Origin of the sequence: Spirosoma utsteinense (genome assembly GCF_014282275.1) — a bacterium.
In the GTDB taxonomy this organism is placed as follows: domain Bacteria; phylum Bacteroidota; class Bacteroidia; order Cytophagales; family Spirosomataceae; genus Spirosoma; species Spirosoma utsteinense.
In genome coordinates, this window is the sequence record NZ_VFIA01000014.1 from 120,972 (window position 1) to 138,957 (window position 17,986).

Consider the following 17,986-nt stretch of genomic DNA (forward strand, 5'->3'; position numbering starts at 1 on the left):
TGTCACGCAAAGCGGCAAACTCTAATCAACAAGTAGAAAACCAGATAGCATGAAAAACATCACATTGGGCGACCAGGAATACTTTACCGGAATAGGCCCTATTGCTTACGAAGGCATTCAGTCGAAAAACCCCTTAGCGTTTAAATGGTACAATCCTGAACTCATCATCAATGGTAAATCGCTACGCGACCATATGCGGTTTGCCATTAGCTACTGGCACTCGTTCACCGGCACGGGGGGCGACCCATTTGGACCCGGCACCCGTGTGTTCCCCTGGGATTCGAGCAGCGATGCCAACGTACGGGCGAAGGAAAAAATGGACGCAGCCTTTGAGTTCATCACCAAAATTGACGCTCCCTATTACTGTTTCCACGATATCGACCTGGTCGACGAAGGGGACTCGGCCAGTGAGTACGAGAAACGCCTGCAAACCATTGTCGAGTACGCCAAGCAGAAACAGCAGGCCAGCGGGGTAAAATTACTGTGGGGCACCGCCAATGCCTTCTCCAACCCGCGCTACATGAATGGCGCATCGACCAATCCCGACTTTTCGGTGTTGGCCTATGCCGGCACACAGGTGAAAAACGCACTCGATGCAACCATTGCGCTGGGTGGCGAAAACTACGTGTTCTGGGGCGGTCGTGAAGGCTACATGTCGCTGCTGAATACCAACATGAAGCGTGAAGTGGAGCACCTGGCTCAGTTCCTGACCATTGCGCGCGATTATGCCCGCAAGCAGGGATTCACCGGCACGTTCTTCATCGAGCCCAAGCCGATGGAGCCAACGAAACACCAGTACGACTACGATGCGGCCACCGTTATCGGCTTCCTCCGCCAGTATGGCCTCGACAAAGATTTCCAATTGAACATCGAAGTCAACCACGCGACACTGGCCGGACATACCTTCGATCATGAATTGCAGGTAGCGGCCGATGCGGGTATGCTGGGCAGTATTGACGCCAACCGGGGCGACAACCAGAATGGCTGGGACACCGACCAGTTCCCCATCAATCTCTATGAACTCACCGAGGCCATGCTGGTCATTCAGCAGGCGGGGGGAATCAAGCCGGGGGGAATCAATTTCGACGCCAAGGTGCGCCGGAACTCAACCGATTTCGACGATCTGTTCATTGCCCATATCAGCGGTATGGATGCCTTTGCCCGGTCGTTCATCGTGGCCGACAGGATCCTGAAAGAGTCGGATTACCTGAAGTTCCGAAACGAGCGCTATGCCTCGTTCGACCAGGGTGCGGGGAAAGACTTTGAACAGGGTAAACTAACCCTGGAAGACCTGCGCGCCTACACCATGCAAAACGGGGAGCCCCAAATGCGTAGTGGGAAGCAGGAATGGCTGGAAAGCATCATCAATCAGTACATGTAGGTTTCCTGCCCGGTAATCTACGAAGAGGCCTGTCCGGCATACCGGATGGGCCTTCTCTTTTTTATGCCCCACCAGTGCGTTCTGGTTAATACGGAATAGTGGCGAACGGTGAATTAACCGGCTGGCAGCGGCCTGCCGATCCGTGCCGATGGTCAAGGGTCGCAGCAACCGGAAAACCGGGATTCAGTCAAAACTTATAATGTGATTAGAATCCGACGCTTCCTGTAACAGATGAACTGGACGGACGTTGTTTGTGGAAATAGGCTGACCATGAATGACTAACAGACCATCCCGCTACGCACGAGTCCTCGCCTGGCTTGACCAGCACCTGATCCGAAAACTCTACACCGAGCGTGTCCGCCGGACAATCCTGCAAAGTCTCCCGTTCTGGGTAGCCTCTATACTCACCGGCCTGATGGCGGTAAGTTACGAAGCGTTGTTTGCCTGGGCAGAAAAGACCAGTTTTGCCTGGTTACAGGCGCAGCCGTTGCTGGCCTTTGGAGTGGTACCGATCGGTTTTTTAGCGTCCTGGCTACTGGTATACAAACTGGCCCCGGCAGCCAGAGGTAGCGGTATTCCGCAGGTAATGGCAGGCATCGAACTATCGAACCCGACACAACACGGAAAAACAGCTTACCTGCTGAGTTTGCGGGTGGCTTTTGTCAAGGTATTGAGTAGTGCCCTGCTGCTTGTCAGCGGGGGCGTCATCGGTCGGGAGGGGCCAACCATTCAGATTTCGGCGGCCATCTTCCGGGCTGTCAACCGCCTTCAGCCCGCAGGCTGGCCGCAACTATCCCGCCAGATTGCCCTTATTACCGGTGGAGCCGCAGGGCTGGCTGCGGCCTTCAACACCCCCCTGGGCGGTATCGTATTTGTCGTGGAAGAACTGACCCAAACCCACATCACTCATTTTCGGACAGCCGTTTTTACAGCTGTCATCATTGCGGGCATGACCGCTCAGGCAATTTTGGGTCCCTACCTGTACCTGGGATACCCCGTCATTAAGGCCTCCTCGGGCTGGTTTTTGGGCGTTGTGGTCCTGATGGCGCTGGTTTGCGGACTGGCCGGAGCCCTGTTTGCCAGAACCCTCCTCTGGCTCAACGCCTACCGCCGACGGTTCACCACGGTAGCTACACAGGCGGGCTGGGTGGCGGGTTGCGGAATCGCTATGGCCGCGCTGGCCTATTGGGTCGGAACCGATGCGGTAGGAACGGGCAAACCCATCATTAACCGGCTCCTGTTTCAGCCCGACGAGCTGGCCCCCTGGTACCTGTTTCCCGTTCGCTACGCGGGCATGGCGCTCAGCTACAGCAGTGGCGGGGCGGGGGGCGTGTTTGCCACCTCGCTCAGTGCCGGCGCTATCCTCGGCGACGGGCTGGCGCGGCTGACAAACGTAGCCCAGGCCGATCATAATCTCGTGATCATGGTCAGTATGGTTAGTTTTCTGACGGGTGTGGTACGCTCCCCGTTTACGGCGGCTATTCTGGTGCTGGAAATGACGGATCGGCATTCGGCTATTTTCCAGCTGCTGCTGGGTGGTCTGGTAGCGCAGGGAGCCGCATCGCTGGTAGACCCGGTCTCTTTTTATGAGCACCTGAAGGCGGGGTTCATGGCCGAAGCCCTGGGCCAGCCCGGCAGCCCGGCTAAAACCCTCCCCAACCTGTCCACCAGGGAGTGAACAAACCCAATTGTTCAGGGCGCGCTGCTATTCGGCAGACGTAACCGGATTGAAGTAGTCGACCCGGGTAAGCGACGCGAAGAGGGCTTTCTTGGAAGGCTGGTCGCCCGAATCGAAGATCCGGAAAGCCGCCCAGTTTACGTAGGCCATGTTCGTGCCAACTTCCAGATAACCCGCATCGGAAACATGGTCGAGTTTTGGCAAATAGAGCACGGTGAGGGTAATACTGGGTTGGCCTTTGGGGTAAAATGTCCAGGTGAGCTTCATATCGAACAGAAAAGTACCACAAGGTACAAAACCCAATTGGTTAGCGTTTGTCAAACCCGAAATCGATACCGGTGCCGATCAGGGCATGGGGTACTTTTTGGCCGCGTCGTCCAGCACCAGTACCCAGTCATGGCCATACCCGCTGTCGGGTGGGGTAAATTGCCGGGGCTGCTGGTTGTCGAAGGTCCCGGCCGCCTTCGTTTTACCCGTTCTCGGATCGAACCAGTTGGCCACCAGTGACTTACCCGCCACTTTGCCGGGATTTACCGTAAAGGGCCGTCCCGATGACGTATAGACGAATGCATAATCACGGCCCCGCGTCGCCTGAATCCGGTCGGCCGGGTTGAGGTTATTTTCAACGATCATCGTTTGATCCGGCACCCGGTCGAGCAGGGGACGCGCGGTCATCAGGCGTTTGACGAACATCATTTGATTGGCCCCCGGCAGTTCGATCGCTTCCGGCCAGAACAGATGTGGCCCGTTCACGGCGGGGCGGCTGCTACTGTACATCTGCCAGATGTCATGGCAGCCGTAGGTATGCCCGAAAGCGCCGGCAAACAGGTCCAGGTACGCATACTGACGAACATCGAACGCATTAGACGTGCCAAGATCCTTAACATTAAAGCAAACCGGATGGTCTTCGTAAATGGGCTCGGCGTCCATCGTCGGTTTTGTGGGCTGCCGGTTGTAGGCCGCAGCAATGTTGTCATACACGGGCGTAAACCGGCAATGGCCATTCTGGTGCATGTTGAAATCGAACCAGCTATCGTCATGGAACCACTTCGACGCGCCCCCATCGGTGCCATTCGGCTGGGGATGGAACGACATCAGCGCTTTGTCAGGACCGCCCACGCCTTCCTGTACGCCTTCGGCCATAGCCCGCCAGATCGCCAGATCGGTCGAGCCCTCGCGGGGGTTTCGGTCACCGCCCATGATCCAGATCAGGTTCTGACGGGTTTTGTACCGGTTGCCCAGGTAACGGCCGTAGGTTCGGGCATTGGCCGGTGTGAAAATTTCCGGGCCGTTACCCCAGGTGCTTTTAAATATTTTGTCTCCCCAGGTGGGCAACAGCGCTATCTGTATCCCGTATTGAGCCGCTTTGTCGATGATATAATCGACATGGGCAAAGTAGGCTTCGTTGGGTTTCGCGGGATCGTTGTTCAGCAGGGGCGTTTCGCCATAGGGGTTGGGCTCTTTCAGGCCGTCGAACTCAGCCAGTACTACTGCCTGCACCACCGTGAATCCCTGCTCGGCCCGGCGCTTGAGGTATTTGTCGGCCTCTTCCCGGTTGAGTCGATGGAAAAGCTCCCAGGCGGTATCCCCCAGCCAGAAAAACGGAGTTCCGTCCTGATGGACCAGATACCGTTTGTTTTCTGACACCTTCACGGGGCCATGTGTTGCCGGAGATTGCGCCTGTGCCAGCAGACACAGGGCCATGAGGGCTCCCAGTAGGACTATTTTTTTCATGTGGTGGCTAAACGGGCTTATGTTGGTTCCCGGCTTTCGTTCGTCCCCGGACCAGGTTGCCAGTAATGCCTAAAGAAAACAGGACACCCCCGTTTACTGATCGTCCAGGCAACACGGGGTCGATACCGTTCTTCTGGAAGCGTTGTCAGAGCGCTTATCGATCGATGTTGGCCCGGAATACCTGTCTACAATACGATGTTCCTGTCATTCGTTATTAATCAGGCCGCGCCAAACAAATGACCTGTATAGTATCCGCTTCAGCAAACAATGCAGTTCTATCTCTACCGATTTATTTGGGTATCTACTACCTTTGATGGTAGATCGGCCGACCCATTTTTTGCCTGACGCACCGCCTGCCCCCGGATTTCGCGCTTACATGACAGCCGGTTCGGGATCTGATCATCCGTCAAAACACTCAACCGGAAACGGCTTTTACCTTCCGACCCTTATTATCGTTTGACCTTATTATGCAAAGACGTTCCCTACTAAAAAACCTGGCCCTGACCGTGGGTGGCCTGGTGAGCCTGCCTGCCTGGGCTACTGGCTGGTCGCCCGATTCGCTGGGGGCGGTGTCGACCTTAGCGCCTGACGACGAAACGCTATTGGGCGAAATCGTAGAAACATTTATTCCCGAAACGACCACGCCGGGGGCGAAATCGCTTAAAATCCATCAATTCGCCATGCGGATGATCCGGGATTGCTACGACCAGACCGCCCAGGCAACCCTGCAACAGGGACTCGCCCTGACGGAAGCAACCGCCGGGCAAACCATCAACAAGTCGTTTGGCAGTGGTAACGCGGCAGAACGGATGGCTATCCTGACCAGCCTGAGCGCATCGGCCGATTCGGCGGGTAAAGCGTTTGTCGACCTGATCAAACGACTGACCATCCAGGGGTACATGAACTCCGAATTTTACCTGGTCAATGTCGAGAAGTTCAATATGGCTCCCGGTTTTTATCACGGCTGCGTGCCGGTAGCCAAGCTGGCCGTAACGGGCGGCAAATAGTGTAGTTCGTTGTTTTTCCTTTCCCTTATTGATGTACTCATGTCTTTTCTCAATATAGATTCTGTTAAAGAGCGCACCTACGACGCTATCGTTGTTGGTTCCGGTATCAGTGGCGGCTGGGCCGCCAAGGAGTTGACGGGCAAGGGCTTACGAACCCTCGTGCTGGAGCGTGGCCGGGATGTAAAGCATATCACCGATTACCCGACCACGATGATGCAGCCCTGGGAGTTTGCCCACCTAGGCCAGCTTTCCAAAGAGTACCGGGATGCCAACCCCGTTGCCAGCCGGTGCTACGCCAATCGGGAAGACGCCACGCATTTTTTTATCAAGGACGCCGAGCATCCCTACGTACAGGAAAAACCCTTCGACTGGATTCGGGGCTATCAGGTAGGGGGCAAATCGTTGATGTGGGCCCGGGGCACGCAGCGGTGGTCGGAGTATGACTTCGACGGTCCCGCCCGCGACGGGTTTGCCGTAGACTGGCCCATCCGGTATGCCGATCTGGCACCCTGGTACAGTTACGTCGAGAAATTTGCGGGAATATCGGGCAACAAAGACGGCATCGCCACGCTACCCGATGGCGAATTTCTGCCCCCACACGAGCAATCCTGCGTGGAGAAACACTTCACCGACACTATGGCGAAGCAGTATAACGGCACCCGGCCGGTCATCATCGGGCGTTGTGCGCACCTGACCAAGCCACAACCTATTCACTACCAGCAGGGCCGTGCACAGTGCCAGAACCGGTCCATCTGTCAGCGGGGATGCCCCTACGGTGGCTATTTCAGCAGCAACGCATCAACCCTGCCCTGGGCTGCCAAAACGGGCAAGATGTCCCTCCGACCCGACTCGGTGGTGCATTCCATTATTTTCGACGAGAAGCTGGGGAAGGCTACCGGCGTTCGGGTTGTCGATGCCCATACAAAGGAAATGACGGAGTATTACGCCAAGATCATCTTCGTCAATGCCGCCTGCCTCAACACCAACCTGATTCTGCTGAATTCCAAATCGAACCGGTTTCAGAACGGACTTGGCAATGACAATGGCCTGCTGGGTAAATATGTTGCTTTTCACAACTTCCGCACCACTATTTCGGCTGAGCACGAAGGATTTCAGGATACGACCACCGAAGGCATCCGCCCAAACGGCAGTTACATCCCACGATTCAGAAACGTTGTCAAACAGGAAACCGACTTTCTGCGCGGCTACGCTGCAGGTTTCGGGTCCAGCCGCGCAACCAGCGTCGATACGTCGGCAATGGGCGAGGATTTGAAATCGAGCCTGATGCAGCCCAAATACGGCAACTGGCGCGTGAGTTCGCACATGATGGGCGAAACTATTCCCAAAGAAAGCAATTACGTGGCCCTGGATTCGGCCCTGACCGATGCCTGGGGTATCCCACAGCTTAAAATTTCGGTGGCTTATGACGATAACGACGAGAAGATGATTGTCGACTTCCACGAGCAGATGAGCGAAATGCTTACTGTGGCGGGCTTTAAAAACATTCAGACCCACGATAAGCCCGACAAAGCACCGGGCCTCGACATTCACGAAATGGGTGGTGTCCGGATGGGTAAAGACCCGAAGACGTCGTTGCTCAACAAGTGGAACCAGCTTCATGCCTGCAAGAACGTGTTCGTTACCGATGGTGCCTGTATGACCTCGACCTCCACCCAGAACCCGTCGCTGACGTTTATGGCCATCACCGCCCGGGCGGCCGATCATGCCGTGAAAGAACTGCGGAAAGGGCTTCTGTAGGCAAATCGATGGAGCTATGAACGGTTACCATACCGGTTACCTGATTACCTGGTTTAGCCTGTTGACGACACTCGTCTTCGGTCAGCAAACGGGCAAAGGCGACCGCATTCAGGGCGCTGACTTCGTTGGCCGCAGCCCCGTTCTGGGTCGGCACGGCATGGTGGCTACCAGCCATCCGCTGGCCACCCAGATTGGGTTGGATGTGCTGAAAAAAGGCGGCAGCGCGGTCGATGCGGCCATTGCCGCCAATGCCGCCCTGGGTGTTGTCGAACCAAACAACGGGGGGATCGGTGGCGATCTGTTCGCCATCATCTGGTCGGCCAAAGACCATAAGCTGTATGGCCTCAACGCCAGCGGCCGTTCGCCGAAAGGGCTGACGTACGAAGCCCTGAAAACCGTATTGGGGAATCGGGCGCAACTGCCATTATACGGTCCCCTATCGGTCTCGGTACCGGGTGCCGTGGATGGCTGGTTTCAGCTACACCAGCGTTTTGGTAAACTGCCGATGCGTACGCTGCTGGCTCCCAGCATCCAGTATGCCCGGGAAGGCGTGCCGGTACCGCCAGTCATTGCTTTCTCCTGGCAGGTTGCCGCACGTCGGCTGGCAGCCAGCCAGAGCGACATCTCCGAGTTTGCCAATTTTCGCCGGACGTTTCTCATCGACGATAAACCACCCACCGAGGGACAGCTGTTCCGCAACCCCGACTTAGCCAACACGTACGAGAAGCTGGCCGTGGGTGGACGGGATGCGTTTTATAAGGGCGCGCTGGCCGATGCGATGGATGCCTATGCCCGCCGGGCGGGTCTGTACCTGCGAAAGACCGATCTGGCTACTCATCAAAGCACGTGGATCGAGCCCGTTTCGGTCAACTATCGGGGGTACGACGTTTATGAACTTCCGCCCAACGGTCAGGGCATAGCCGTACTACAGATGCTCAACATCCTGGAAGGGTTTGACCTGAAAAAGCTGGGGCATAACAGCGTTGACTACCTTCACTTGCTGGTAGAAGCCAAAAAGCTGGCGTTCGAAGACCGCGCCCGTTACTACGCTGATCCCGACTTTGCCAAAGAGCCGGTAACCTGGCTGCTCAGCAAGCAATACGCGACCGATCGCCGTAAACTGATCGATTCGAACAGAGCATCGGAGCGGCTGGATGCGGGTGCCCCCGCCCTGCGCGCTGGCGATACGGTCTACCTGACCGTAGCCGACGAAGCGGGCAACATGGTCTCGCTCATCCAGAGCAACATGCTGGAGTTTGGCAGCGGCATGGTACCCGATGGGCTGGGATTCGTGTTCCATAACCGGGGCACAAGCTTTACCATGCAGCCCGGCCATGCCAATCGGTACGCTCCCGGCAAACGACCGTTCAATACCATCATCCCCGGCTTTGTTACTCGAGATGGTCAGCCCTTCCTGAGCTTTGGGGTGATGGGCGGTGCCATGCAACCTCAGGGACATGTACAGGTGCTCTGTAACCTGATCGATTTTGGGATGAATGTTCAGGAAGCGGGCGATGCCGCCCGTTTCAGCCATTCCGGCAGTAGCGAACCGGTGGGCACGCTTATGACAGATGGTGGCCGACTGGCGCTGGAAGGTGGCATTGCGCCATCTGTTCGAACCGAGCTGGAACGGCGGGGACACCACCTGGCCGAAACCGACTTTTTTGGTGGCTATCAGGCCATTCAGTGGGACCCCGTCAACCGGATCTACTGGGGTGCCAGTGAGATGCGGAAAGACGGTCAGGCTGCGGGCTATTAAGGATCGACACCGCTGGCGGGACCGGTCGGCAGCATACCGAAGCACCCGACATTCCTTTCGAAGAAATACGTCTCCCCGATACGGTTGCTGTGCATTGACGTCAATCAGGATCATATCGAAATGAAACGGAGCTTGCTATTAGCATCCCGGCTATCGTGGGGATGCTAATAGCACGCTCCGTTTCTACAAAAGCGGTTTTATGAGGACGCATCAGGGACACGTATCGGCTGCTTCAGGAGCTTACTTCGCTTTACATCAGTTGGCAACTTCCCATTCAAAGGCCATATAATGCGTAATTTCCTGTAACGGATTACGAAGGGGCAGAATCTCTACATGGCACCAGTAGGTTTCGCCGTTCTTGCGATAATTCAGCAGATCGCCTTCGAACAGACTACTATTTATCAGGTCAGTCTTGATTCGTTGCCGGGTTTCGGGCGAGGTTTCTGTACCCTGCAAAAAAGACGGCGACCGGCCCAACGCTTCTTCGGGCGCATAGCCGGTCATGGTACTAAAGCCATGACTTACAAACTGAATCCGTTGCTGGGCATCGGTCAGCAAGAGCACATGCTCCGGTTTGCGAAGGAAAGACTGGATCCGTTGGCGGTCAAACTGCCATTCGTTCTCCCGGGCCAGCCGCATCACATGCCGCAGATCAACCTGGCTCGCCAGCGGTAGCTGGGCGGGGCGAGGCATAAATTCAAAACTAGTAAGGACCATAGGTCGTACCGACAGAAATGTGTCGCACCAGGTAGCCGGTGAAAGATCAAACATCCCGAATTGTAGTTAAAAAGTGGGCGTGGGACTGTGCCTTCAACGCAGTAAGACATGTCACGCAAAAGCAGCCGTCATTGTACTCCAGCCTGGCCAAATCGCGAATATACTGCAATTCATCGGGGGTGAGTTCAATCTGCTGGCAATCGCAGGAGCGGATCGAGTTCACCTTACAGACGAAAAGGGTCTGGCAACGTGGACAACTTTCAGATGCATGTTTGTTCATTAGCGCTTTAACGACTGATAACCAATACTGTAATACGGCATCTTCCCGAACAGTTCCGTTCGCCAGAAACAGCAACCGGATTTTTGTTCGGCTCGGCACCAAACATGCTGACTTCTGGAATGATGGTCAATTTGTACCGGCGAGAAGTTCACGTTTCAGACCAGCATCGTTCGTCAACGTACAGTGGGTATCATTTTCGGAACAGCGCGTTTATTCACATTGTTTGCAAACCCTATACATCCGCTTCCTGTACTGACCCCACCGTAGTTTCGCCGGGCGAATTTACAGACCCGTAAAAACGGGAGAGCCAATGGCGAATTCTATCCCATTGGCTTTCCCGGCCCCGTCGAGGCTTACCTCATCAATCGGCGTCGATGGCGACGCCCTGTTTCTCAGCTGCCTTTTTTATGCGCTCTTTGATAATCTTCACCTCGCTGTCGTCGTACTTATCGGCGTTTCGTTCCTGGTTGATGTAAGACCAGGCCGTGCGGACATGTTCCGGCGTATCGATGGGATACTTTTTGTTGGTTGGGTCGGCAAATTCTACATCACCGTATTTATGCTCCCCTTCCGTTGGACGAACATCGTCGCGTTCCTGAATTTTTGGGTCTTTTTTCATGGCGTTTGAGACTGGTTATGTGTGTAACAGAACGTGTTTCCAGGCTGGAAACTCCGTTTTCTGCTATAACAACACAGCAAATCTCATTGGGGAGGGAGGTCACTGCAATTGAGGCTCCGGCCCACGAAAGGCATCTTTTTTGTCGATACGGGGCAATTTGACCGGTTTTCCTTCACGGGCCGACTGGTAGATGGCTTCCATGATCCGTTGATCCTGTAGCCCCTCTTCGCCGGTGGAATAGGGCGCAATGTCGTCCAGAATGCAGGTCGAAAAATAATCGATCTCGGCTGTGAACTGGTTCTTTGGCGCAATGCTCACATTTTCCTGCCGGACAATAGGGCCGTCGGCATGGGATGTTGTCAGCTTTTGACCCGTGTAGGCATAGGCATTTTCCAGCTCATACCAACCCCGCTCGGTCATGACCCGGTACTGACGGGAATCATGTACGTTGTAATGGGTGGCGCAGTTGGCAATCAGACCGCTGGGAAACTTCATCTGCCACGAACACACTTCCTCAACTTCCTTAAAAAGTGGATTATCCGGGTCGCTGTGGGTGTAGGCAAACACCTCGGTTGGCTCCTCTCCCAGAATGAAGCGGGTGGTGTTCAAACAGTACAGACCAATATCCGGCAGTGCCCCGCCCCCGGCCAGGGCCTTGATATGCCGCCAGTGTTTGGGATTTGCCGACGACTGGCAATTGAAGGCATCGACGAACTTGGGTTTACCATATTCATTTTTCTGTAGCTGTTCGCGCACGTACCGGTTGTAGGGCTCGTATTGAATCCGGTAGGCGACCATCAACTTCCGATTGGCTTTTTTACAGGCATCGATCATGGCCTGGCATTCGGCGGATGAGTTGGCCATAGGTTTCTCACACAGAATATGCTTGCCCGCCTGGGCACCCCGGATGGTGAATTCGGCGTGCATGGAGTTGGGCAACACGATGTAGATCACCTGTACCTCCGGATTGTCTTTTAACTTGTCGTAGTCGGCGTAACTGTAGCAGCTGGCCGGTTTGATGCCGTACTGCCTGGCCACCTTGTGCAGCTTTTCCGGACTACCACTGACGAGCGCTACCGGTTTTGATTTTTTGCAGTTTCCGAATGCGGGCAGAAGTTCCTCTAGTGTCAGGTGCCCTAATCCAACCAGGGCATAACCCACACGCTCCTCATCGGGCAGGGGGGATGGCACCGGGGCCGATTTACGATCGGCGTCGGACTTCCAGGCTTCGAGTTCGATGGGTTTGTCGGCGGCATCAGGCACGTTGGCAGGCGGAGAATAAGGCGGAGACGTTGGTATCTGCTGACCACCTGCTCCATTGTAGGTGCTGCTGGTAGGAACCGGGTAGGACGGCGTTTGTCCGCCCGACTGACATGAAGCCACGATTCCGCCCGCGACGCCCACCGCTACAACCCGGCTGGCTGCCTGCAAAAACCCTTTGCGGCTCATTACGTCCGCCGACGATCCAGGTTGTGCTGGCCGATCGTCCTCCATTTCGTTGAGTGAAAACATCCGTTTGCTGATTGATACCTCTGCTTAACTGCTTTTTAACCTTTGTTTCCTGAGCAGCGGGTCAGTATCGCTAAAAATCCAGCCAGTGACCCATTGACGCGTTGGTCCAAACAGCCCCGTCCTGTCGGGCAGATCCCGTATTTCGCTTATTTTCATGGGAAAGCGCGTCTGTTACCGCTTCCATTGTAAACCGCTCGTGCTGAACTCGATTGACCGGGTGGGCTGCCCGGCAAACTGAATCTGAACCTGCAGGCTGCGGGCCGTTTTCAGCTGCCGGATTAATCGCCCGGCACCATCGATAAAGATGATATTGGCCCGCCCGTTCGCAGCCGCCGAGAGCGTGTAGGTGACCGGCGGGTTGGCGTCGGCCTGAATACGGGCCTTCCCTTCCTGAAAACTTCGGTTGAATTGACCTTTCGTTACGTCGATATAAACCTGAGGCTCGCCTGTCCCCTGCCGAATGGTCAGCGTGGCCGTTGAGCCACCCGCATACGGATAGTCGAACTGAAGCAGATTAGTCCCATTTATAGACGCTTTGAAGACAGGAGCCCCGGCCTTATCCTTCGTTTTTTCATACCGCCAGCCCTTCACCCCGGTTGTTCGGCTCATATCATTCGAGCCGGTACCGGTTCCCTCAGGTATCCCGACCGGGGGCTCAAGCGCTTGCGCCAGGGCCGTATCTACTGAAGCGGGGCGGGTAGTCTTTTTCTTTTCGCTGCAACGGACAAACAGGAATGAGCCTGATGTCAGTAACAGGGACAGCACAACCAATCGGGTACGCATAATGTTGCTCAGGGCTGGGGTGATGCAGGCAGGTGTTCAGTTACTTTTGGCCGTTTCGGCGACCAGCAAATCGACAACGTCCTCCAGACTTTCCTGTTTGGCAAAGGCCTCCCGTTGGCGGGCGGCTCCGGTGCCGTTCTTCAGTACGGCCTTGACCAGCCCGGAAATCTCGTACCATTCACCAAACTCTTCCAGCGCTGGCCGAACGAAGGTCAGTAGTTTATTGATCAGGGTCCCCGCCGGAACCGCCCGGCCTTCTGTTGTATCGATCAGTTGCCCGTCAAGTCCGAAACGGGACGCCTGCCAGTGAGCAGCACGCAGTACTTCGGATCGGATGGGAGCAACAGGGACAAACTGCTCCGCCTGCATGGCACATGTTTTTGCCAGCGCCCGAATCAATCCGGCTACTAGTACGGCTTCGTCTACTGTCAGGCAAACGTCCGTCACCCGGTATTCGAGCGTATTATAATGGGTCGACGGACGCATGTCCCAATACAGTTTGGAGGCATCGTCGATAATCCCGGTGGCCACCAGCTGATTGACAACGTCCTCGTATTCCGCCAGGGAACCGAACACCTGGGGAACCCCCGCAGTGGGCCAGCGCCCCCATACCTGCGTACGGTAGCTGGCATACCCCGTGTCGACACCCAGCCAGAAGGGCGAGTTTGCCGAGAGCGCCAGCAGCGACGCGAGCCATGGCCTCGACCGGTTCATGACCTGTATGGCCAGTTCCCGGTTAGCGATACCAACATGCACGTGGCATCCGAAGATAAGCTGCTCACGGGCCAGCTGCTGATAGCTCGTTGCAATATCGGCATAGCGCTTTCTGACGGTCAGCTTCTGTTCGTTCCAATGCGAAAACGGGTGGGTACCGCTCGCTGCAATACGGCTGCCCTCTTTTTCGGCGGCAAGGATCACCTCACGACGCAAGTGTACCAACTGCTCGCGTACCTGGGTAATGGTCTGGCAGATCGATGTGCCGATTTCAATTTGGGACCGGTACAGTTCGGGCGTAACCTGATCGCCGAGAACAGCTTTTGCCTGGGGCAGGATGGCCTGCACCCGAGAGCGCAACTCCCGCGTATCGGGGTGAATGATCTGGTATTCTTCTTCTACCCCAATTGTAAAATCGTCGCCGTTCGTAGACATGCGCTTTATGTGTCGGTTATTGGTAAAAAGTAGGCCCCACAGGTGTTGATCGGGCAAAAAACAGTCCCGGCGGCTGAGACTATGTAGGATAAACTCGTTCGGCTCCGGTTGTTCTAGGGAGGAATAAAAAAAGTAATGCCTGTTCCTGTTCCGGTTTACGCCCTGAGCTAAACGTCAGCGGGAATGGGATGCATTCCAGTCGCTCACATATCCTTGTCGATTCTGGCAAAGAGTGGTAGTTTTATAAGCCCCTTGTTCGCTACCCAACTCCCAGATAAATGTCAACATACACCATCAAAACCCCTGACTGGCATGGACATATCGGCTACCGTCAAAAACAGGTTTGAAAATCACGAGGTCGTTGTAGAAACCGACGGCGACATCAAAGTAGTCCAGCTTTCGGCCAAACCCACGGGCTACGGATCGGCCGTAAATGGCGCAGAAGTCCTGCTGCTTTCCGTTGCTACCTGCTTCTGCAACGATATTTACCGGGAAGCCGCCCTGCGAAACATTGCCGTTTCGGAAGTTAAAGTAGTGTGTACCGGCGAATTTGGCGTGGTGGGCGAAGCGGGTACGAATTTTCAGTACAAAGCCACCGTAGTTTCCGATGCCCCGCCCGATGCCATCGACGCGTTGATCCGCTATACCGATACCGTTGCCGAGGTGCACAATACACTCAGAAAAGGCGTCCGCATTACGCTGATCAATGCCTGATCTGACGGTAAGCCGGTCAACTGGCCAAAATCAGACCGGCGTTTTAGCCTCATCGTATTGCAGAAATTCGATTCGGTTACCAAATGGGTCACGGATAAAGAACCGCTGTCGCCCGTCTATATCCGATGAAAAGGTGATAGCGACACCAAGCTCCGTCAAGCGCTGACGGGCCTGGTCGAGGTCGGCGACTTCAAACGCAGGATGCCGGGCCGACAGATTCCCGCCCGCTTCTTCGCGGAGGTGCAACTGAATATCGGCGATCTGAAACCAGATAGCCCCACCCGGATGGTAGCCTGCAATTTCGCTCAAACCGAGCACCTGGCTGTAAAAAGCCCGGGCCTCGGCGGTTTGCCCCTCAGGAATTGACATCAGGATGTGGTCTAACCGTTTGAAATGAATCATGGTGCTAAATAAACCCCTGGTCGGCTAAAAGCAGCCGATGTCGGCGGCTTTTATTCCTGCGGGATAAACCGGTAAACCAACATTGTGGCCCCGCCCCTGCGCGCTTTTCGGGACACGATCGGGTTGTACGCTCATATTCCTGGAAATTCGGCGGAGTCGTGTACCGTTTCCACGATCTTTGGGCGTTAGTGCCTAACCAGACGACGGCACGCTACGCTGACCAGAGTCGGTTTTGCCCTATAATTTCCAATGAGTTCGGGCAGTCGCTGGACGGATGCAGCAAGGAAATATATTGAACTGGAAACGATGGTCCTGGCTGACCCCGGCCCCTGTTGCCCGTCGTACAGTGAATCGAATAACCCGTAAATCAATAAAGTGCAGTTAGTCTTTCTTTTCGTTTTTCTCACCAGCCTGTTTACCACCATCGCTGGTTTCCCCACCGTTGAGCCATCCTCCCTGCTCAGTCAGTCAAAGCAACAAGCCCGCGTTTCGGCCAAAAAGAAGGCGCAGGCAAGGTCTCGTGTCGTTCGCAGGCGACCCGTCGTTCGTCGGCAAGCAATTGGCCGAAAACCCGTCAGTCGTCGGGCCAAAGCAGCACCCAAACGAACCGTTGTCAGGAAAAGCCGTACCAGTCCGCGCCTTCCGCTCGGCAGCGGGAGGGCAATGGTCAGGAACGAGCCCCTGCTGGGTAGCCGCTATGCCCGCGTGGCCGTGCTGGATAAGCAGTTGAGCGGGGCCGTTTTCTACCTGGCATCGGGTCATGGCGGGCCCGACCCGGGGGCTATTGGTCGCTTTGGGGTTCACCGGCTACCCGAAGATGAGTATGCCTATGACGTTACAGTACGTCTGGCCCGGACGTTACTACAGCACGGAGCCACCGTGTACATGATCGTTCAGGACCGCAATGACGGCATCCGGGACGGGGCCGTGCTGCCCATCGATTATGATGAAGTGGCTTATCCGAAACAAGCCATTCCCCGCAACCAGACCGCCCGCCTGCGCCAGACCACCAACGCCGTGAACCAGCTGTTTGCCCGCAACAAAGGCCGGTATCAGCGCTTTATCACGATTCATGTCGACAGCCGGAGCAAAGGCGAAACGATCGATGTTTTCTTTTACCACCACCCGGCAAGCGCGGCTGGTCAACGGCTGGCCCGGCATATTCACCGTGGATTTTTAGCCAATTACAGACGCCACCGGCCCTCGCGGCCCTACCTGGGGCGGGTGAGCAGCCGGGGCAGTTTGTTCGTTATCCGAAACAGTCAGGCACCAACGGTATTTATCGAGTTGGGTAATATTCAGAACAAGATGGACCAGCGCCGGTTTCTGCTGGCCCAAAACCGGCAGGCCCTTGCTACCTGGCTCTGTCAGGGTATGGTGGCCGATCATAAGCGTCAATAGGCCATCGCATTCGTGTTCATGCCCCGTTGCGTGCTCACGAAGAAACAGGACCGTCCAGGATGGCCTGGCGCGTCAGATCACTGCTGGCAAAGTCCTGTAAACTTATGTTTTCGTAGACGGCCAGGTTCGCATCCCGTACCCGTACCATGATCGGACGGATAAGACAGGTCTCTTCATCGTCGCAGTCGTCGCAGCGAACATAAAAGTTTTTGGATACGCAGGGGGTCGGGGCAATGGGGCCGTCGATTACCCGCAGAATCTGGGCCAGATTTATCCGTTCCGGATCGACCCGCAACAGGTATCCTCCTCCTTTCCCCTTCTGGCTCTGCAAAATGCCATGGTTACGCAAATCCAGCAATATGGATTCGAGGAATTTCTTTGGAATACGCTCCTCATCCGAGAGCGTAGCAATCATCACGGGCCCTTTCCCATAATAGTGCGCCAACCGTCGCAGGGCCTTGAAGGCATACTTCGCTTTTTTAGAGATCATTGCCGCTTTTGGTTTATCTATAAGTGAATGGACATTTTGGCCTGGTTTGACCTGAGTAGGCTTATCCAGAATCTTTTAAGAAAATCGGGTGAATCACCCCCTATTTGCCCCGAAAATTTGGAAGCGAATGCAAATATGCACTTTATTTGCAAAACCTACTTAATCAATAGACTATAACTACTTATAGTCTATCTACACGCAGGAGTATACGGACTAATCGAATCAAGCAGAAAATCTACCGTACCATCCAATTAACCAGTAATCAACATCGGCGCTGAAGACGATAAGATTGCCCCCGTTGCCCGTTCGGCCCGCCGAACCAAAGGTATTGACTCGGAGACAAAGCGGGAAGACGGCAAACGAGGCCGGATGAAGCTGCGCTATACGGCCCATAACGGGGGCAACCGAGTCGTATTACGGGGCATCAACGAAAAGAACGATTCGATTTACGTTGTGCTCGACCGCATCAACCGCCACTACGCCCTGTCGGAAAGCACACTACAGGCGGGCACCTATTAGCCGCTTTTTTGTAGCTTGCCCCGGTTGGGACGCAGGTAGCTCAACCGGGCAAACAACTCAATGGAGGTTTGCACTTTTGCGCT

The 17,986-nt window shown here is 55.3% G+C and carries 18 protein-coding genes; 8 read left to right on the plus strand and 10 right to left on the minus strand.

Annotated features, from left to right (window positions below; translation table 11 throughout):
* The first annotated feature begins 49 nt into the window (after nucleotides 1-49).
* Together xylA and FH603_RS13245 are read left to right on the plus strand one after the other, a co-directional pair.
* The gene (gene xylA, locus FH603_RS13240; protein ID WP_186738000.1) at nucleotides 50-1,381 is read left to right on the plus strand and encodes a xylose isomerase; all 1,332 of its coding nucleotides are present in this window, start codon (nucleotides 50-52) and stop codon (nucleotides 1,379-1,381) included.
* A 274-nt stretch (nucleotides 1,382-1,655) separates the two neighbouring features.
* On the plus strand, nucleotides 1,656-3,059 hold the full coding sequence (locus FH603_RS13245) for a chloride channel protein (RefSeq protein WP_186738001.1): 1,404 nt from the start codon (nucleotides 1,656-1,658) through the stop codon (nucleotides 3,057-3,059).
* 27 nt (nucleotides 3,060-3,086) lie between these two features.
* Here FH603_RS13245 and FH603_RS13250 read toward each other — a convergent pair whose 3' ends face one another.
* Both FH603_RS13250 and FH603_RS13255 read right to left on the minus strand, forming a co-directional pair.
* Nucleotides 3,087-3,326 carry a hypothetical protein gene (locus FH603_RS13250; RefSeq protein ID WP_186738002.1) on the minus strand — a complete coding sequence of 80 codons (240 nt, stop codon included), beginning with the start codon at nucleotides 3,324-3,326 and terminating at the stop codon, nucleotides 3,087-3,089.
* A 78-nt stretch (nucleotides 3,327-3,404) separates the two neighbouring features.
* Entirely contained in the window at nucleotides 3,405-4,793 is a 1,389-nt protein-coding gene (locus FH603_RS13255) for a glycoside hydrolase family 140 protein (protein ID WP_186738003.1), read from the minus strand.
* A 467-nt stretch (nucleotides 4,794-5,260) separates the two neighbouring features.
* Here FH603_RS13255 and FH603_RS13260 point away from each other — a divergent pair, with 467 nt between their 5' ends.
* Genes FH603_RS13260 through ggt form a run of 3 tightly spaced genes read left to right on the plus strand, consistent with a single transcriptional unit; the run spans nucleotide 5,261 to nucleotide 9,317 of the window.
* Nucleotides 5,261-5,800 carry a gluconate 2-dehydrogenase subunit 3 family protein gene (locus tag FH603_RS13260; protein ID WP_186738004.1) on the plus strand — a complete coding sequence of 180 codons (540 nt, stop codon included), beginning with the start codon at nucleotides 5,261-5,263 and terminating at the stop codon, nucleotides 5,798-5,800.
* 39 nt (nucleotides 5,801-5,839) lie between these two features.
* The gene (locus tag FH603_RS13265) at nucleotides 5,840-7,558 is read left to right on the plus strand and encodes a GMC oxidoreductase (RefSeq protein WP_186738005.1); all 1,719 of its coding nucleotides are present in this window, start codon (nucleotides 5,840-5,842) and stop codon (nucleotides 7,556-7,558) included.
* A gap of 16 nt (nucleotides 7,559-7,574) precedes the next feature.
* Nucleotides 7,575-9,317, plus strand: a complete 1,743-nt coding sequence (gene ggt / locus FH603_RS13270; protein WP_186738006.1) for a gamma-glutamyltransferase — start codon at nucleotides 7,575-7,577, stop codon at nucleotides 9,315-9,317.
* Nucleotides 9,318-9,572: 255 nt separating this feature from the next.
* On the opposite strand, the gene FH603_RS13275 is transcribed toward ggt, so the two are convergent.
* The 6 genes from FH603_RS13275 to FH603_RS13300 all read right to left on the minus strand — a co-directional run bounded on the left by FH603_RS13275 (nucleotide 9,573) and on the right by FH603_RS13300 (nucleotide 14,377).
* Nucleotides 9,573-10,088 carry a PAS domain-containing protein gene (locus tag FH603_RS13275; RefSeq protein ID WP_186738007.1) on the minus strand — a complete coding sequence of 172 codons (516 nt, stop codon included), beginning with the start codon at nucleotides 10,086-10,088 and terminating at the stop codon, nucleotides 9,573-9,575.
* Complete coding sequence (locus FH603_RS29255; RefSeq protein WP_394366399.1) at nucleotides 10,081-10,314, minus strand: cysteine-rich CWC family protein; 234 nt, start codon at nucleotides 10,312-10,314, stop codon at nucleotides 10,081-10,083. The genes FH603_RS13275 and FH603_RS29255 overlap by 8 nt, the downstream gene beginning before the upstream one ends.
* Before the next feature lie 361 nt (nucleotides 10,315-10,675).
* Complete coding sequence (locus FH603_RS13285; RefSeq protein WP_186738009.1) at nucleotides 10,676-10,933, minus strand: DUF6582 domain-containing protein; 258 nt, start codon at nucleotides 10,931-10,933, stop codon at nucleotides 10,676-10,678.
* Between the two features lie 99 nt (nucleotides 10,934-11,032).
* Nucleotides 11,033-12,427, minus strand: a complete 1,395-nt coding sequence (locus FH603_RS13290; RefSeq protein WP_186738043.1) for a Gfo/Idh/MocA family protein — start codon at nucleotides 12,425-12,427, stop codon at nucleotides 11,033-11,035.
* 189 nt (nucleotides 12,428-12,616) lie between these two features.
* The gene (locus FH603_RS13295; protein WP_186738010.1) at nucleotides 12,617-13,228 is read right to left on the minus strand and encodes a hypothetical protein; all 612 of its coding nucleotides are present in this window, start codon (nucleotides 13,226-13,228) and stop codon (nucleotides 12,617-12,619) included.
* A gap of 36 nt (nucleotides 13,229-13,264) precedes the next feature.
* Complete coding sequence (locus FH603_RS13300) at nucleotides 13,265-14,377, minus strand: carboxylate-amine ligase (RefSeq protein ID WP_186738011.1); 1,113 nt, start codon at nucleotides 14,375-14,377, stop codon at nucleotides 13,265-13,267.
* A gap of 312 nt (nucleotides 14,378-14,689) precedes the next feature.
* Here FH603_RS13300 and FH603_RS13305 point away from each other — a divergent pair, with 312 nt between their 5' ends.
* Complete coding sequence (locus FH603_RS13305; protein ID WP_186738012.1) at nucleotides 14,690-15,091, plus strand: OsmC family protein; 402 nt, start codon at nucleotides 14,690-14,692, stop codon at nucleotides 15,089-15,091.
* A 30-nt stretch (nucleotides 15,092-15,121) separates the two neighbouring features.
* Here the strand turns inward: FH603_RS13305 and FH603_RS13310 are convergent, their stop codons facing one another.
* Entirely contained in the window at nucleotides 15,122-15,493 is a 372-nt protein-coding gene (locus tag FH603_RS13310; protein WP_186738013.1) for a VOC family protein, read from the minus strand.
* Between the two features lie 375 nt (nucleotides 15,494-15,868).
* On the opposite strand from FH603_RS13310, the gene FH603_RS13315 reads away from it, so the two are divergent.
* Complete coding sequence (locus FH603_RS13315; RefSeq protein ID WP_317171288.1) at nucleotides 15,869-16,894, plus strand: N-acetylmuramoyl-L-alanine amidase family protein; 1,026 nt, start codon at nucleotides 15,869-15,871, stop codon at nucleotides 16,892-16,894.
* 34 nt (nucleotides 16,895-16,928) lie between these two features.
* Here the strand turns inward: FH603_RS13315 and FH603_RS13320 are convergent, their stop codons facing one another.
* The gene (locus tag FH603_RS13320) at nucleotides 16,929-17,384 is read right to left on the minus strand and encodes an RrF2 family transcriptional regulator (protein WP_186738014.1); all 456 of its coding nucleotides are present in this window, start codon (nucleotides 17,382-17,384) and stop codon (nucleotides 16,929-16,931) included.
* 369 nt (nucleotides 17,385-17,753) lie between these two features.
* On the opposite strand from FH603_RS13320, the gene FH603_RS29110 reads away from it, so the two are divergent.
* A complete protein-coding gene (locus FH603_RS29110) occupies nucleotides 17,754-17,903 on the plus strand; it encodes a hypothetical protein (RefSeq protein WP_186738015.1) in 150 nt (49 codons plus the stop codon).
* Nucleotides 17,904-17,986: the final 83 nt, after the last annotated feature.